Annotated in this window: 17 protein-coding genes and 1 pseudogene; 5 read left to right on the plus strand and 13 right to left on the minus strand. The window is 64.8% G+C overall.

Annotated features, from left to right (window positions below; all coding sequences use genetic code 11):
* Positions 1 to 162: 162 nt before the first annotated feature.
* On the minus strand, positions 163 to 1,008 hold the full coding sequence (locus E4K65_RS30440; RefSeq protein WP_167771271.1) for a cell envelope integrity EipB family protein: 846 nt from the start codon (positions 1,006 to 1,008) through the stop codon (positions 163 to 165).
* A 246-nt stretch (positions 1,009 to 1,254) separates the two neighbouring features.
* Between E4K65_RS30440 and E4K65_RS30445 the strand changes: the two are divergent.
* From E4K65_RS30445 to E4K65_RS30460, 4 genes and pseudogenes are all read left to right on the plus strand, one after another.
* Positions 1,255 to 1,720 (plus strand): annotated as a pseudogene (locus tag E4K65_RS30445) (RidA family protein).
* Positions 1,721 to 1,730: 10 nt separating this feature from the next.
* A complete protein-coding gene (locus E4K65_RS30450) occupies positions 1,731 to 2,477 on the plus strand; it encodes a glycerophosphodiester phosphodiesterase (protein ID WP_135177265.1) in 747 nt (248 codons plus the stop codon).
* A 242-nt stretch (positions 2,478 to 2,719) separates the two neighbouring features.
* On the plus strand, positions 2,720 to 3,961 hold the full coding sequence (locus E4K65_RS30455; protein ID WP_135177266.1) for a GNAT family N-acetyltransferase: 1,242 nt from the start codon (positions 2,720 to 2,722) through the stop codon (positions 3,959 to 3,961).
* Positions 3,962 to 4,021: 60 nt separating this feature from the next.
* Entirely contained in the window at positions 4,022 to 4,450 is a 429-nt protein-coding gene (locus E4K65_RS30460) for an HIT domain-containing protein (RefSeq protein ID WP_135177267.1), read from the plus strand.
* 120 nt (positions 4,451 to 4,570) lie between these two features.
* On the opposite strand, the gene tsaA is transcribed toward E4K65_RS30460, so the two are convergent.
* From tsaA to E4K65_RS30480, 4 genes are all read right to left on the minus strand, one after another.
* A complete protein-coding gene (gene tsaA, locus E4K65_RS30465) occupies positions 4,571 to 5,062 on the minus strand; it encodes a tRNA (N6-threonylcarbamoyladenosine(37)-N6)-methyltransferase TrmO (RefSeq protein WP_135177268.1) in 492 nt (163 codons plus the stop codon).
* 31 nt (positions 5,063 to 5,093) lie between these two features.
* Positions 5,094 to 5,444, minus strand: coding sequence for an AzlD domain-containing protein (locus tag E4K65_RS30470; RefSeq protein WP_027548116.1), 351 nt, complete (start codon positions 5,442 to 5,444; stop codon positions 5,094 to 5,096).
* Positions 5,441 to 6,181 (minus strand): AzlC family ABC transporter permease, encoded by a 741-nt coding sequence (locus E4K65_RS30475; RefSeq protein ID WP_135177341.1) that lies wholly within the window; start codon positions 6,179 to 6,181, stop codon positions 5,441 to 5,443. The genes E4K65_RS30470 and E4K65_RS30475 overlap by 4 nt, the downstream gene beginning before the upstream one ends.
* Before the next feature lie 228 nt (positions 6,182 to 6,409).
* A complete protein-coding gene (locus E4K65_RS30480; RefSeq protein WP_235885780.1) occupies positions 6,410 to 7,432 on the minus strand; it encodes a lytic transglycosylase domain-containing protein in 1,023 nt (340 codons plus the stop codon).
* A 39-nt stretch (positions 7,433 to 7,471) separates the two neighbouring features.
* Here E4K65_RS30480 and E4K65_RS30485 point away from each other — a divergent pair, with 39 nt between their 5' ends.
* Entirely contained in the window at positions 7,472 to 8,488 is a 1,017-nt protein-coding gene (locus E4K65_RS30485; protein ID WP_167771272.1) for a TRAP transporter substrate-binding protein, read from the plus strand.
* Between the two features lie 74 nt (positions 8,489 to 8,562).
* Here E4K65_RS30485 and E4K65_RS30490 read toward each other — a convergent pair whose 3' ends face one another.
* The 8 genes from E4K65_RS30490 to E4K65_RS30525 all read right to left on the minus strand — a co-directional run bounded on the left by E4K65_RS30490 (position 8,563) and on the right by E4K65_RS30525 (position 14,431).
* Entirely contained in the window at positions 8,563 to 8,763 is a 201-nt protein-coding gene (locus E4K65_RS30490; RefSeq protein WP_011087899.1) for a hypothetical protein, read from the minus strand.
* Between the two features lie 44 nt (positions 8,764 to 8,807).
* Complete coding sequence (locus E4K65_RS30495; protein ID WP_027548121.1) at positions 8,808 to 9,050, minus strand: hypothetical protein; 243 nt, start codon at positions 9,048 to 9,050, stop codon at positions 8,808 to 8,810.
* A 60-nt stretch (positions 9,051 to 9,110) separates the two neighbouring features.
* Positions 9,111 to 10,409: a glycoside hydrolase family 130 protein gene (locus tag E4K65_RS30500; protein WP_135177271.1), complete on the minus strand. Its 1,299-nt coding sequence runs from the start codon at positions 10,407 to 10,409 to the stop codon at positions 9,111 to 9,113.
* Positions 10,410 to 10,443: 34 nt separating this feature from the next.
* Complete coding sequence (locus E4K65_RS30505; RefSeq protein ID WP_135177272.1) at positions 10,444 to 12,729, minus strand: glycosyltransferase family 4 protein; 2,286 nt, start codon at positions 12,727 to 12,729, stop codon at positions 10,444 to 10,446.
* A complete protein-coding gene (locus E4K65_RS30510; protein ID WP_135177273.1) occupies positions 12,726 to 13,652 on the minus strand; it encodes a class I mannose-6-phosphate isomerase in 927 nt (308 codons plus the stop codon). The genes E4K65_RS30505 and E4K65_RS30510 overlap by 4 nt, the downstream gene beginning before the upstream one ends.
* Before the next feature lie 12 nt (positions 13,653 to 13,664).
* Positions 13,665 to 13,826, minus strand: coding sequence for a hypothetical protein (locus E4K65_RS49815; protein WP_347340978.1), 162 nt, complete (start codon positions 13,824 to 13,826; stop codon positions 13,665 to 13,667).
* Between the two features lie 75 nt (positions 13,827 to 13,901).
* Positions 13,902 to 14,186, minus strand: a complete 285-nt coding sequence (locus E4K65_RS30520) for a hypothetical protein (RefSeq protein ID WP_135177274.1) — start codon at positions 14,184 to 14,186, stop codon at positions 13,902 to 13,904.
* Positions 14,187 to 14,236: 50 nt separating this feature from the next.
* The gene (locus E4K65_RS30525; RefSeq protein ID WP_135177275.1) at positions 14,237 to 14,431 is read right to left on the minus strand and encodes a hypothetical protein; all 195 of its coding nucleotides are present in this window, start codon (positions 14,429 to 14,431) and stop codon (positions 14,237 to 14,239) included.
* Positions 14,432 to 14,582: the final 151 nt, after the last annotated feature.

A 14,582-nucleotide genomic window follows, 5' to 3' on the forward strand; every position in this document is an offset into this window, starting at 1 on the left:
TGCGAGGAGCTCTTGCGACGAAGCAATCCAGAATCCCTCCGCGCAAAGTTCTGGATTGCTACGCTGCGCTCGCAATGACGACACCGAGTGAGAGCCGACGAACAACTCTCGCCGTCATTCCGGGGCGGTCCGCGGGACCGAACCCGGAATGACGATCGACGCTCAATTACAGGGCTTGCTGTCCTTCACGTCGAACTTGCCCATCGCGCCGGAGATGACGAAATCATTGTAGTCGAGCACGAGCTGGCGCGAGACGCCGTTCTCATAGAGCTCGAACGCCATTGCATAGATCGGCGTCTGCTCGCCTTCCTTCTGCTGGGCCTCGCGGTCGAAATAGCTGACGGTGACGGGCCAGCGCTTGAGCGACTTCATGTGCTCGTCCGTGGTCGACGGATCGGTCGAGGTGGCACGGTCGGCGGGGATCGGCTGGCCGATCACGGTCAGCGTGTTGTAGACCTTCTGGCCGTCGTCGGAGCCGTCGTAGACGGACAGCTCGAGCAGCGATTTGCCGTCTCTGGCGGCGGCGATGATGCGCTGGATCTGCTCGGTCGGGAACACGATCTTGCCGTCGAGCGTAAAGCTCTTCGGCGCCGGCAGCTTCAGCTTGACGTTGATGTGGTCGCCGTCGCGCTCCGCCGAGCCGTCGACCCGGCCGGCGTCGGCCTCGTTCATCCGCGTCTCGATCTTGAAGCGGTAGCTCTTGCCCGCGGCATCCTCCCAGGAATTCGAGCGGAGGTCGCTGAGCGTGACCTTGCCCTCGCCGCTGTCGAGCTCGGAGACCTGGCGGAATTCGGAGGTGTAGCCCTCGCAGGAGCTTCCGGTGAAGTTGTAGAGGATGCGGCCGCGCGCGCTGTTGACCGAATTGGAGCGCGATTTGACGAGGCTGAGGTCATAGAGCGCCTGATGCGCGAGGAACGGACCGTTGGCGGCCAGCGCCCCGCCTCCGGGGCCACAAGCGGCCGCCGCGAGCGCCATCACACCGAGCGAAGTCCGGAAAAGGTGCATCATGTCTGTTCCTTGAAGATGCGTCCTTGGGGACAGCAGATTCGACATTTTAATGACCGTTCCATTGCGTCGCAACTGAGGCCGTTTCACGTAAAGTTGCGGCCCTCGCCCTGAACCTCCTGCCCTGCCTCAACAAAATGCAGCCCCTTGGGGTTGCTTGCATGTGGCGGCACGATGGGCGAAACAGGACGCTCCCGGGCACCAATGGGCCGCGCCGGGGTGGATGATTTTTGGACAACGAGGTCGAAGATGGCGGGCACGGTCGAGCAGAAACTGGCGGAACAGGGCATCAAGCTGCACGAGGCCCACCCCCGTGGCCAACTACGTCCCGTTCGTGCGCACCGGCAATCTGCTGTTCGTCTCCGGCCAGGTCTGCTTCGATCCCGCCGGCAAGCTGATCGCCAAGGGCAAGCTGGGTGCCGGCGTCTCGATCGAAGACGGCGCCGCGGCGGCGCGCGGCTGCGCCGTCAACCTGCTCGCCCAGGTCAAGGCGGCCCTGGGCGATCTCGACAAGGTCGCGCGCGTGGTACGCCTCGGCGGCTTCATCAACTCGGCGCCGGACTTCCTCGACGGGCCGAAGGTGCTCAACGGCGCCTCCGACCTGATGGTCGCCGCCTTCGGTGACAAGGGTCGCCACGCCCGCACCACCGTCGGCGTCGCCTCGCTGCCGGCGGACGCGGCGGTGGAGGTCGAGGGCGTGTTCGAGGTCGCCTGAGGCTAGCATCGTGCGTGCCCCTGATTGGCTGACAGCCCGGCCGGTCGCCCATCGCGGCCTGCACGACATTTCCCGCGGCATCGTCGAGAACATGCCCGGCGCGGTCCAGGCCGCGATCGCGGGCAATTTCTCGATCGAGGTCGACATCCAGCTCTCCGCCGACGGCGAAGCCATGGTCCATCACGACCATGCGCTCGGCCGCCTTACCGAGGCCACCGGCGAGGTGGTCGAGAAGACCGCCGCGGAGCTGAAGGCCATCAAGTTCAAGGACACGGACGAGCGGATGATGTCGCTGTCCGACCTCTGCGCCATGGTCGCCGGCCGCGTACCGCTCGTGATCGAGGTGAAGAGCCATTTTGGCGGCGACCGCAAGCTGGTGAAGCGGATGGCCGAGGTGCTGGCGTCCTATCAGGGCCCCGCGGTCGGCATGTCCTTCGATCCCGACCAGGTCCTGGCCTTGCGCGAGCTATTGCCCTCCCGCCCGCGCGGCATCGTCGCGCAGCGCAGCTATGAGGACGAGTATTGGGCCAAGCTCACCGAGGCGCAGCGCGACGGCATGCTGTACCTGCGCCACGGCTTCCAGACCCAGCCGCATTTCGTCGCCTTCAAGGTCGACCACCTCCCGGCACCCGCCCCCTGGATCGCCCGCAATGTGTTCGGCTGCGCCCTGCTCGGCTGGACCGTCCGCACGCCCGAGCAGCGGACCCGGGCCGGACAGTATGCGGACCAGATGATCTTTGAGGGGTTCGTGCCGTAGGGCTGGCACGCTCCCTCCACCGTCATTGCGAGGAGCTCGCGACAAAATTGCGAAGCAATTTTGCGCTGATGCGACGAAGCAATCCAGAGTCCCTCCGCGGAGACGCTCTGGATTGCTTCGCTTCGCTCGCAATGACGGTGATTGTTGAGGGATATTCGCGCAATCGCTAGCATCGCGGTCGCGACGACATGTGAGTTCCCGCCCTCTTGAAGTCGCTGCTGCAATGCACGATCTTGGACGCGATGGCATCATCCGAAATCACGCTCGAGGCCGTACCGTCCATTGGCGAAGTGTCGCCCGAAGATTGGGACGCCTGCGCTAATCCCGGCAAGGCCTGCAACGGGCATGGCAAGGGATCCTCATCCGGGCTCCCAGGCGATTCGGCCGGTTTCTTAAAGCCTGCCTATAACCCGTTCGTCTCGCACGCGTTTCTCGCCGCCGTCGAGAAATCGGGTTCGGCGACCATCCGCACCGGATGGGGACCCCGGCATCTCGTCGCCAAGATCGACGGCCGCGTCGCCGGCGTCGTGCCCTGCTATCTGAAATCGCATTCTCAAGGCGAATACGTCTTCGACCGCGGCTGGGCCGACGCCTATGAGCGCGCCGGCGGGCGATATTATCCGAAGCTTCAGGTCTCGGTTCCCTTCACGCCGGCCACGGGTCCACGGCTGCTGGTCCGCGACGGTGTCGACCGCGAGCGCATCACGGAGGCGCTGGCGAGCGGGCTGGTGGCGCTGTGCGGCGTCAGCAAGGCCTCCTCGGTGCACGTGACCTTCGCGCGGGAAGCGGAGTGGAAGCTGCTCGCCGGGCACGGCTTCCTCCAGCGCACCGACCAGCAGTTCCACTGGCACAACGATGGGTTTACGAGCTTTGACGATTTCCTCGCCACCCTGAACTCGCGCCACCGCAAATCGATCAAGCGCGAACGCCGCGACGCGCTCGCGTCCGGCGTCACCATCCACTGGCTCACCGGAAAAGACATCACCGAGGAAGCCTGGGACGCCTTCTTCGAATTCTACATGGAGACCGGCTCGCGCAAATGGGGCCGCCCGTATCTGACGCGCGCGTTCTTCTCGCTGATCGGCGAGACCATAAGCGAGGATGTGCTGCTGGTGATGGCCCGCCGCAACAATCGCTGGATTGCGGGCGCGATCAACTTCATCGGCTCGGACACGCTGTTCGGCCGCAACTGGGGCGCTGTCGAGCATCATCCGTTCCTGCATTTCGAGGTCTGCTACTACCAGGCGATCGATTTCGCGATCACGCGCGGCCTCACACACGTCGAGGCCGGCGCGCAAGGCGAGCACAAGATCGCGCGCGGCTACCTGCCGAAGACGACCTATTCCGCCCACTTCATCGCCGATCCGGGCCTGCGCCGCGCCATCGACGACTATCTCAAGCGCGAGCGCGCCTATGTCGCCGAGGCCGGACGGGAGCTCGCCGAGCTCGGCCCGTTCCGGAAAGGCGCCGACGAGGCGCCTTGACGGTCCGATGCGGCTGGTGACAGTAAGCGCAAAATTCCGAGGAGCCGCCGAGGAGCTGCCATGACCGCCTACGACCCCAACAACATCTTCGCAAAGATCCTGCGCGGCGAGTTTCCCTGCCACAAGGTCTATGAGGACGAGCACGTCTTCGCCTTCCTCGACATCATGCCGCGCGTGCCGGGCCATACGCTGGTGATCCCGAAGGCCCCTGCCCGCAACGTCCTCGACATCAAGCCCGACGACTACGCCCATGTCGCCCGCGGCGCGCACAAGATCGCCGCAGCCGCGATGAAGGCGTTCAAGGCCGACGGCATCACCGTGCAGCAGTTCAACGAGCCGGCCGGAGGACAGGTGGTATTTCACCTGCACATGCACGTCTTGCCGCGCCACGACGGCGTGCAAATGCTGCCGCCCGCGAGCCGCAAGGAAGACGTCAAGGTGCTGGAAGAGAATGCGACCAGGCTGATCGCGGCGCTGAAGGCGGGCTGACCGCCTCCACATCGTCATTGCGAGCGAAGCGAAGCAATCCAGACTGCTGCTGCAGAGGCAATCTGGATTGCTTCGTCGCAAGAGCTCCTCGCAATGACGGGGTTGGAGCGGAGCGCCCCCTTACTCCGTCTGGAAATCCCCGGCTTGCGGCGCGGCCAGTGGCGTGAACTCGCAGCGGTCGGGCTTGATGTCGATCAGCGGCGTGTTGTCGAGGCAATCGAGCCCGCGCACCAGAATGGCATTGCCCTCGATGCCGACCAGCTTGACGATCGAGGTGCCGATCGGGTTGGGCCTGACCGGCGAGCGCAGCGAGAAGGTACCGCGGGTCTTCTCGTTGTTCTTCGGGCTTTGCAGGATGATGTCGCGGCGCGACTTGTCGAGCCAGTAGAGCACTTCGAGATTGCTGTAGAAATCGACGCCCTTGATGGCCGGCACGAACGGCTCGAAAATCTCGAGGCGGCAGATCGGGCCGTCGTGCCGCCCCTGCCGTGGCGTCTCCAGCCGCGACGTCCAGGGCGTGCGGATGCGGCCAATGAAGACGAGACCGGCATCCTCCACGGACGGCAGCTCGATGGCGACCTCGCCCTCGCGGAGCTCGTTTTCGCGAACCATATTTCCTGTTCCTTGCTGTTCGCCGGCGGTTTTAGCCCAACCACCACTTGCCGGCCAGCATGAAGACTTCGCCGGCGACTACGCCAGCAAAAATCGAGCGGCGCGTCAGCAGGAAGACGACCAGACCGGCACCGACCGCGCCATAGCGCAGGACATCAGGCACGCTGGCCAATGCGCCCGGCGGCTCGACCACGATCTGGGCGATGACGCCGGCCAGGATGGCGGTGGCAACCGCCCTCACCCAGACCAGCAGCTCGGAACCCTCGTCGATGCCGCCGCCGAACCACAGGCCCAGCATGCGCCAGATCTGGTTGGGAACGACGCCGGCGACGAACAAGACTGCGAGCGCATGCCAGTCGCCGATGAGCTGTGCGAAACTCATGCGCGCACCTCCCGCCACCAATGCACGCCGTAGGCGATCGTGCCGGCCACCACGCCGCTGACGAGGATGTCGAGGCCGGAGTTCATCTTCGCCGCCAGCGGATAGAGCAGAATCCCGAGCGACAGCGCGACCACGTCGGCGACCTCGCGGCTGTTGCGCGCGGTCGAGAACAGGAAGGACAGCGGCGTCAAGAGCAGGATCGCCGCTCCAAGCGTCTGCGTCAGGTTGGCGGCGAGGAAATAGCCGACCGTGTTGGCGGTGAGGCATACCGAGACGAGGCCGCAGCCGAGCCCTTGGACGAAGGCGATGCGCCGCTTGCGCGGCACCTGCGGCAGGAAGCGGTGGCATTCGACCCAGAGCGTCACGGCGGTGAGATGCGCGGCGAAGACCAGTTCGCGCCGTTTCGTCGTCGGCGTGCGCATCAGCGGCAGCACCGAGACCACCATGGGAAACAGGCGGATCGCGCTGACCGTCACCGCGATCGCCGACTGGATCACGGTCGCGCCCGAGCCGAGCGTCGTGATCAGGATGATCTGCGCGGGGCCCGCCCAGACGAACAGCGTCGAGCAGAGCGCCCAGAGCAGGCTGAAATGGCTGTCGTGGGCGAGCGCGCCGATGCCGAGATAGGTCACGAACAACACGATGGTGAGGATCGTCTGCGTGATCGAGCGCAGCCCCCACGCAAAGGCGCGCCAGGGACTTTGCCATTGAGGTGAATCGAGCGGGGGAAGCGCCACGGGACGGCCGGCCTGAATGAAGAATCGTGACCGCATAACGGGCAACGCGCGCGGCCGCGTCAAGGAAGGGCGCGGCGGGGCTGGCATGCGCGCTAACACGATCCGCTGTCATTCCGGGGCGCGCGACAAAGTCACGAGGCCGGAATCCATCGGGCCGCAGAGACCGCTGCGCGATGGATTCCGGGTTCGCGCCCAAGAGGGGCGCGCCCCGGAATGACGAGTGGGGTCCTACCCGCTCACACCCCGGTTCTTCAGCACGAAGCAGGCGCCGCCGGCCTTGCGGATGCGGTTGCAGAGATCATCCGCCTCGCTGCGCGTATCCGCGCCGATGCGCACCTGGTAGAACGCGCGCGTGCCGCGGCTGCGCATCACCGAACTCAGCAGGCTCGGATCGCGCTCGCCGATCACGGCGCTCAGCCTAGTGACGGCGCGGGAATACATCGCCAATGCCCTGTTGCGGTCGAAGCCGGCGGCGAGCTGCACGCCCCAGATCTTCGCGGCGGCCAGCTCTACATGCTGCTCAAGCTCGGCGACGAACGGATTCGGCGCGCGCTTCAACAGGGCCATGAGATCGCGGCAGCTCGTCGGCGGCGCGCTCGGCGGGCCCTTGCCGGTGCTGCCGGCCTTCGCCCAAGCCTCCACCGTCGCACCGGTGATGGCATAGACGTAATTGCGGGTCTGCTCCGGCATCGGGCCGGTGCCGGCGAGCCATTCCTGTACGCGGCGCGGTCCGGCATTGTAGGCGGCTGCCGCAAGTCCGAGATTGCCGAACTGGTTGCGCAACTCGTTGAGGAATTCGGCGGACTTCGGCAAGGCCTGAACCGGGTTGAAGGGATCGAGCAGCCCGCGCTCGCTCGCGGTGCCCGGCATGAACTGCGCGATCCCCTGCGCATGCTCGCCGCTGCGCGTCATAGGCCCCACCGCGTCGGCCTGGAAACGGCTCTCCTGCCAGATCACGCGGGCAAAGAATTCCAGCGGCAGATTGGCACCCCGCGCGGCCGCCTCGACGATCAGGCAGATCGATTCCCGCGTGTCGCTCTCGCGCGCATCCGCTGGCTTCTGCGGCGGCATCGCCAGTTCCTCGACGCTCGGCACCGCGACGTTGGTCCGCGCGGGCGAGCTGTCCCATGCCGCGACCTCTGTCGCAGAGGCCAGCAGTGCGGCAACGACGAGCGATGCAATTCGCGCCAACACTGCCCACGCATCGCTGTGGCGCACGCCGACGCGGCATGCGACAAGATGATCCGCCATGTTGTGGCATCGTGCCATGGTTTGACGAGTTGCCAATATATGCTGCCTGCCCCGCTTCTCCCAATGCGCTCCCCCTCCAGGCGGATCCGCGCGATCCTTGCCCTCGCCGCCCTGGTCCTGTCCGCCGCGCCGGCCCTGGCGCAGGTCAGCTGGCGGATGACCACGGAATATCCGCAAAACAACATTTCCGGGATCGGCCTCACCACTTTCGCCGATCGGGTGGCGGCACGCACAAACGGTTTCGTGACCGTGGCCAATGCCTTCGACAACGAGCTCAAGATCAACTCGGGCGAGATGCCGCGCGCTGCGCTCGACGGCCGGATCGCGGGCGGCGATGCCTTTGCGGGCGCGCTGTCCGGCCTCGACCCGGTGCTCGGGCTTTCGACCCTGCCCTTCCTGGTGCAATCGGCCGACGTCGCCCGCGCCACCAATGCGCGGGCACGCCCGCTCTACGAAAAGGCGTTCGCCGCCCGCGGTCTCAAGCTGCTCTATCTGACGATCTGGCCGGCGACGGGCCTCTGGTCGGATCATGCGCTCGCAGGCGCCGACGATCTGCCCAAGCTGAACCTGCGGGCCTATGATGCCAATTCCAGCGCGGTGATGCGCACGGCCGGGGCCAATGCGCAGTTCCTGCCGATGGACAAAGCGCTCGCCGGATTGAAGGAGCACCAGTTGAATGCGTTCCTCACCTCCGGCGACGGCGGCGCGGGACGCAAGCTCTGGGACTTCCTGCCGCATTTCACGGCGATCAACTATGCGATGCCGGTCTCGATCGCCTTCGTCCGCAGCGAGGCGTTCGCCGCGCTGTCCGAGCCGATGCAGCGCGAGGTGATGGCCGCGGCGGCCGAGACCGAGCAGAGCCAGTTCGCGCTGCTGGCCCATCGCACGGCCGAGAACTATGCGCGCATGCACGACAACCGCGTCAACATCGCCGAGCCCGCACCGCCATCCCTCGTCACCGCACTCCGCAACGCCGCGACGGACGCGATCGCCGCCTGGGAGACCCAGGCCGGCGCGGATGCGGCGGCGATCGTCGAATGGGCGAGACAACAGTAAGGGGACCGGTCGCGGCCATCGGCATACCGCGGCTCACCCGCGATGGGCGACCGCTGGCCTCGCCTGTCGCTGCGTCAGTTTTTGACGGGCACCAGGCTTTCGCCGCTGATGGCGCGGTCGAGGGCGTCGATCAGCGCCTGAATCTCCACGAACTTGTTGCGCGCCCGCTCGGCCGTATCGCGCACGAAGGGAGCGGCCAGCACTTTTGCATGCGCGTCTCTGTCCTCGATCATGCGATCGCGGGCCTTCTTCAGGGTTTCAAGTCGCTCGCTCATGTAGGCTCCTCCATAAAATATCTTCGCGATCGCAACCAGGGACTTTAGTCGAAGCCCGCCGGAAGCTCGCCTTTCCGGAAAAACACCGTCGGCTCGTCGTCATAGTCACCCATTTCGGCATCGCCGCTGGACGAGAACGCAACGACGCCGAGCTTGCTCAAGGCCAGTCTCTCCGCCGTTCGCAGCGCGCCGCTTTCCGATTTGCAGACGATCGGAGAGTCGGCCTTGAGATTCCCGCCCTTGCCGGCATTGAACGCCTGCACGACGTAGGTTGTTTGGCGGACCATGACGCCTCCTCTGACCCTGTTGGCAAACGGAATTGACGTCAACGACTGCGAACGCCGTGCTCAGCGTCGCATCGCCTCCATGAGCGCGGAAATCCTGATCGTTGCAAAACTGGAGAAGGTGTCCGACACGGCATATGGCAGGATGATCTGGTCATTGTGCCTCATCGCACCGCAGGTATAGACGACGTTGGGGACATACCCTTCGCGCTCCGATGGTTCAGGCCGCAACAGCGGCTCGCTCGAACGCGCCAGCACCCTGGATGGGTCGCGCTTGTCGAGCAGCGCCGCACCGATCGAATATTTGCGGACGGGGCCGACACCATGCGTCAGCAGCAGCCAGCCTTCGTCGAGTTCGATCGGCGACCCGCAATTGCCGATCTGGACGAACTCCCAGGGAAACTGCGGTTTCAGAAGGGCCTGGCCGCCTTCCCATGTGGAGAGATCGTCCGAATAGACCAGATACAGGTTCTCGTTGTCCTGCCGCGCGATCATGGCATAGCTGCCGCCGATCTTGCGCGGGAACAGCGCCATGCCTTTGTTGTGTGCCGCAGCCCCCCGCAAAGGCGTCAGTCGAAACGACATGAAATCGCTGGTCTCGATCAATTCGGACCGGATCGCCCGCCCGCTGTAGGCCGTGTAGGTCGCGTAATAGGTCTTGCGATCGCCGTCGCTGAATTGGACAAAGCGCGCATCCTCGATGCCGTTCGACTGGGATTCGGTCACGGGAAAGATGACACGCTCGCTGAGATCTTCCTCGGGCCTGAACGTCAGTTCGACCCGGTCGCCGTCCGGGCCGGATGCGCGATGGCTGATCCGCGGGAGCGAGGCAAGGCGCGCCGTCGGATCGACGGTCAGGCTCCCGTCAGCCGCGATCGTTCCGGTTCGAAACGTCAGTGACGACACGTGCCCTTCTCCAATCGCCCGGAGACTGATGATGAAGCGTTTGCCCCCTTCGGGCGCTCCGGATTGATCAGGGTGCGGCACGATGCTCGGATTGAACAAGGCTGAGGCCTCGAACGAATACTCACTGAGAAAATAGGCGCCGATCAGCTGTCGCTGGGTTTTCGAGAAGGCGCCATGCGTTGCGAAAGCATCCTCCATATCGTCGGCACGGGCCTCGAACCTCTCCAGGAGGTTACGATGTCGGCCCTCGAAATTGTCAAGGACGTCCGCGAGTTGGGCCGCAACGGCTTCCGAATTGAGTGCGAGAACCCGCTCGACGATATGATTTGCGCGCATCTTGTCGGTCGGATTGAGATCGCGCGGTTCGGTCGCCGGCTTGAACGGCCGCACGATAACGCGCGCTGGATCGGGGCGCAGGTGAAGCCCCTGCCGGTTCAGGAAAGAAGGTTGAGACACGGTATCCTCGGCTCGCTAGGTGAGAAGGTGAAGTTCAGGCGCCCACGGCGCGCAATGCTATGGGCCTCGTCAGGCTCGTGGTGATGCGTGCAAGCTGGCGCATCTCGGCAAGGCCGAGGAGATAGCAAACCACGGACTCGCCCCCGCGGTTTTCGTTGGCGCGATCGGGGTGCAGGCCGTCGCGGCAGCTGCCGGTGAGCGGATCGACCAGCGCCACCGAGAGATCATTGCTGCCGAGAAACCAGGCGAAGGCCCGCGTTGCCATGGCTTTCCATTCGGCATCGCCATCCGCACGCCACGCCGTGAGGCAGGCCGCAATCGTCGCCGTTGCTTCCACCGGCTGCTGATCGAAGGCACGGGGATGTTGCCGCTGCTCGCCGAAGCCCGCGGTGCCGACCGGCCGGAATTGACCTGCCGCGGTCGTTTGTTGCGTCATGAGCCAGCGCAGCGACCTCAATCCGGCATCGAGATATTGCGGCGTTTGCGTCGCCATGCCCGTGAGCATCAGGGCCTGCGGCAATCGCGCATTGTCATAGGCCAGCCCTTCCTCGAACCACACCCAGTCCGGCGTCTCCACCGACGCCAGACAGGACATCAACCTGTCGGCGAGGGAATGCCGGACCTCCCTGGCGTGAAGATCGTCCGGCGCCACGGCGCAGTATGCGTCCAGACCCAGCAGCATGAAGGCCCACGCGCGGGGCGAGCGAAAGCTCTCCGCGATCGACAATGCCTGCGCGAACAAGGCTGCAGCCCACTGGCGCCGCGCCGGGCTCGCGTCCGTGCGCGCCGCCTCACCCAGGGCCCATAGGGTTCGCCCGTGACTGTCTTCGGAGCCCCTGTCTTCAAGCCAGGTGCGATTGAAGCCCATGAAGTTGCGAAATTGCCCGGTGTCGGGGTTCCACGCGTGCTGCACGAAGGCAGCAAAGCGGGCCGTCAAGACCTCCGACAGAGGCTGCTCGCCCGGATTGTTGAGGGCGCAGGCCAGCAGCAACGCTCGGGCATTGTCGTCGACGCAATAGCCGTGCGCGCGATCGGGCACCGAATGCACCGCATGCTGGAACAGGCCGACATCGTCGCACATCGACAGGAAGTGGCCGATCTGCATATCCGGCGGCGCGGGGCCGCGCAGTCCCGGCGAGCCCATTTCGGAGCGCGCAAACACCTTGGGCCGGTGACCTTGCCGTGCCGTCTCGAAGACCGACATGTAACGCTCGGCCGTGCATTCCCACGTCATCATTCGGCTCGCGGCATAGGCGCGCCGGGACATCGCCTGCCGTCGCACGTCGTCGGTGAGCAATTTTGCGATCTCGCCGCCGATAGCGGCGGCATTGCCGAACGGCACCAGAACTCCGCATCCCTCGGTGAGCAGCTCGCGGGCGTGCCAGTAAGGCGTCGAAACCACCGGCTTCCCCAGTCCAAAGCTGTAGGCCAGGGTCCCCGACGTCATCTGGGCCTCGTTGAGATAGGGCGTGACATAGACGTCGCACATCGAGATGAATTCGAGCAACGTGGCCAGATCGACGAACCGATCGAGGAACACCACGTGATCGTGGATGCCAAGTTCACGCACCCGCGCCATCAGGCCCTCGCGATAGGCCTCGCCCTGGTTTCGAACAAGATTCGGGTGCGTTGCGCCGAGCACGACGTACACTGCGTCCGCGCAGCGCTTCAGGATCGACGGCATGGCGTCGATCATGACCTCGATGCCCTTGTTGGGTGATAGCAGGCCGAAGGTCAGAATGACCGACTTTCCCGCAAATCCGAGCCTGGCCTTCGCTGCATCGGACCCGACGAAGGCGACATCGGGAATGCCGTGCGCAATCACCTCGATCTTGTCGTCCGGCACCAGGTAGACGTCACGCAACAGCTCCCGGCCCTTGTTGGCCATCACCACGACCTTCGACGACGCGTCGACGATACGCTCCACGACGGCGCGTTGCTTGACCGTCGGACTGGCCAGCACCGTATGGAACGTCGTCACGACCGGCATGGTGAGGCGCGACAACAGCACCAGGATATGGGCCCCGGTCTCACCGCCGAAAATCCCGAATTCGTGCTGGAGGCACACGATATCGAACTGGCCGGCATTGAGGAAATCCGCCGCGCGCATGTAGTCGTCGATATGGCCGTCCTTGATCTGGAAGGCGACCGCCGGAGGATAGTCATAGGCCTGACCGGGATCGGTCATCGCCACGATGCTGGTCTCCAGATCCGCGCGCGACATCGATATCGCCTTCTGCAGGTCGGTCGTGAAGGTTGCAATTCCGCATCGGCGCGGCAGCGAGTTGCCGATGACGGCGATACGGTGGAGCGGCGTCATGTCGGTACCTCGATGATTTCGTTTGATGTCGGCGCCTGCACGGCGGCGGACTTTGTCGTCCGTCCCGTGCAATCCTGCAGCAGGGATGCAATTGGATCCGGCCCCGGATAGGCGAGCAGGATGCTCATCCCGCTCACGCCAACGTCGATGCCGGCATGATCGGCTTCGATGAAGATCGCCTCTCCGACGGTTGCATTCGTCCGTCCGACGCGCCCCTTCCCGTCGATCACGAGGAGCCAGGCTTCCCGATCAGTATCGAGCTCCCAATGCGAATTGGCCTGGAGATCGATCCGCTCAAGCACGAAAGGCGGACTCGCGACGAGAACCGTACGACCATCAGTGAGGCGCCGCGCAGGCCATTGCGTTGGCGGCGGCCCGGCATCGGAGGCGGCCACCGCGCTGTCCTCATGCAGCTCGCGCTGCCGGCCAAAATCGAACAGGCGGAATGTCGTATCGCTGCGCTGCTGGATCTCGGCAAGCACGATATTGGCGCCGATGGCGTGGATCGTGCCGCCGGGAACGAGGATGACGTCGCCTTGCGCGACAGGACGCCATTGCACATGGCCCGCAATCGAGCCGTCCCTGATCGCCGCGCGCAACGCCTGCGGCGTGAGAATCCGCTTCAGTCCCAGCGCAACCCGCGCGCCCGGTGGCGCCGACAGGATGTACCACGCCTCGGTCTTCCCGTTCGGCAAGCCGATGGCATGCGCGAATTCGTCATTCGGGTGAACCTGGATCGACAAGGGCTGGCTGGTGAACAGCAGCTTCAGCAGGAGCGCCGGGCTGGCCGCACGCTCGTCCATACGCCCAAACCACAATTCGCCGACCGGATCAGCCGAAGCGTCGATGCTGCTCCAGGGACGTAGATCGACGCGGCCCCAGGGTTTGCGGGCGATCTCTACGGAGGCATGCTCGATGGTCATCTCCCGTCCGGCTCAAGCCAGCCGATGGAATGCCGGCGACAACGGCTCGCGAACGAGCCCACTGAGATTCAGGGTCTCGTCGCATTCCCCGATGTCCGAGAGTAGAACCTCGCCGACGCGATGCGCGACCATGCTGGGTCGCCCGTCATGGAAGCCAAATTGTGTATGTGACATGGCAGATCCTCCTGGTAATGGCGCTGGTTCACGCCGTCGGCCCGCTGCCACGCCCGCGCTGTCTGGTGACAAGCCTTAACACCCGCGACAGATATTCTTCAGCTTCGCCGCGGTTCGGGCCTCTTCCGCAATGAATGGATCCTTGTATGGGGCCCGAGATAGGTCGTTCTCCACGGCAATGGGCTTCTTCACCTTCGGAGGAAACGCGGCGTCGTAACAGGCGAGCCGTCCGCTCGTGCTTTCGATCGCGTGGCAGTCGGATTCACCGGCGATCGCGCCTTGCGCGAATGTGCCGAGCGTCAATACGACTAGGAGCGTTTTCATCCAGATACCTTTCCGGGCGGCGTTCACACGAGGCATTCTCTTTCGATGAACCTGGGCGCGCCATTTGACGAACCGCAGGCGTCACCTCATGCCTCGAACTGGTCGAACTCATCGGAGAGCAGAATCCGGCCTTGCGGCGTGCATATCCGCACGTCGAGATAGCCTTCCTGCAACAGCTCCCTCGCCTTCTTCAAAGCGGCAGCCGTCGTGGTGCGACCCAGGCTCACATAGCCGCTTTGATCGCGCGCGCTCACCAGATATTGGAGCGGCGTCCTATCCATGCAGAAAAGCCGCAGCGGCCACCAGGAGCAACAGAAACAGCGGGACGATCACCGGCGGCACGATCCAGTCGGCCGGACGAAATCGAGACATGCACGCTCCTCCTCGTTCGGCGGGAGCGCTAGTGACCCTCAGTCACCGATGGATGCCATG

Origin of the sequence: Bradyrhizobium niftali (assembly GCF_004571025.1) — a bacterium.
GTDB lineage: Bacteria > Pseudomonadota > Alphaproteobacteria > Rhizobiales > Xanthobacteraceae > Bradyrhizobium > Bradyrhizobium niftali.

Excerpts from the sequence above, each read along its gene's own strand:
- E4K65_RS30440 (WP_167771271.1), bottom strand. The coding sequence starts at position 1,008 with ATGATGCACCTTTTCCGGACTTCGCTCGGTGTGATGGCGCTCGCGGCG.
- E4K65_RS30470 (WP_027548116.1), bottom strand. The coding sequence starts at position 5,444 with ATGAGTTTCGCACAGCTCATCGGCGACTGGCATGCGCTCGCAGTCTTG.
- E4K65_RS30510 (WP_135177273.1), bottom strand. The coding sequence starts at position 13,652 with ATGACCATCGAGCATGCCTCCGTAGAGATCGCCCGCAAACCCTGGGGC.
- E4K65_RS30505 (WP_135177272.1), bottom strand. The coding sequence starts at position 12,729 with ATGACGCCGCTCCACCGTATCGCCGTCATCGGCAACTCGCTGCCGCGC.
- E4K65_RS30495 (WP_027548121.1), bottom strand. The coding sequence starts at position 9,050 with ATGGTCCGCCAAACAACCTACGTCGTGCAGGCGTTCAATGCCGGCAAG.
- E4K65_RS30460 (WP_135177267.1), top strand. The coding sequence starts at position 4,022 with ATGACCGCCTACGACCCCAACAACATCTTCGCAAAGATCCTGCGCGGC.
- E4K65_RS30520 (WP_135177274.1), bottom strand. The coding sequence starts at position 14,186 with ATGCCTCGTGTGAACGCCGCCCGGAAAGGTATCTGGATGAAAACGCTC.
- E4K65_RS30485 (WP_167771272.1), top strand. The coding sequence starts at position 7,472 with ATGCTGCCTGCCCCGCTTCTCCCAATGCGCTCCCCCTCCAGGCGGATC.
- E4K65_RS30455 (WP_135177266.1), top strand. The coding sequence starts at position 2,720 with ATGGCATCATCCGAAATCACGCTCGAGGCCGTACCGTCCATTGGCGAA.
- E4K65_RS49815 (WP_347340978.1), bottom strand. The coding sequence starts at position 13,826 with ATGTCACATACACAATTTGGCTTCCATGACGGGCGACCCAGCATGGTC.
- tsaA (WP_135177268.1), bottom strand. The coding sequence starts at position 5,062 with ATGGTTCGCGAAAACGAGCTCCGCGAGGGCGAGGTCGCCATCGAGCTG.
- E4K65_RS30525 (WP_135177275.1), bottom strand. The coding sequence starts at position 14,431 with ATGGATAGGACGCCGCTCCAATATCTGGTGAGCGCGCGCGATCAAAGC.
- E4K65_RS30490 (WP_011087899.1), bottom strand. The coding sequence starts at position 8,763 with ATGAGCGAGCGACTTGAAACCCTGAAGAAGGCCCGCGATCGCATGATC.
- E4K65_RS30480 (WP_235885780.1), bottom strand. The coding sequence starts at position 7,432 with ATGGCGGATCATCTTGTCGCATGCCGCGTCGGCGTGCGCCACAGCGAT.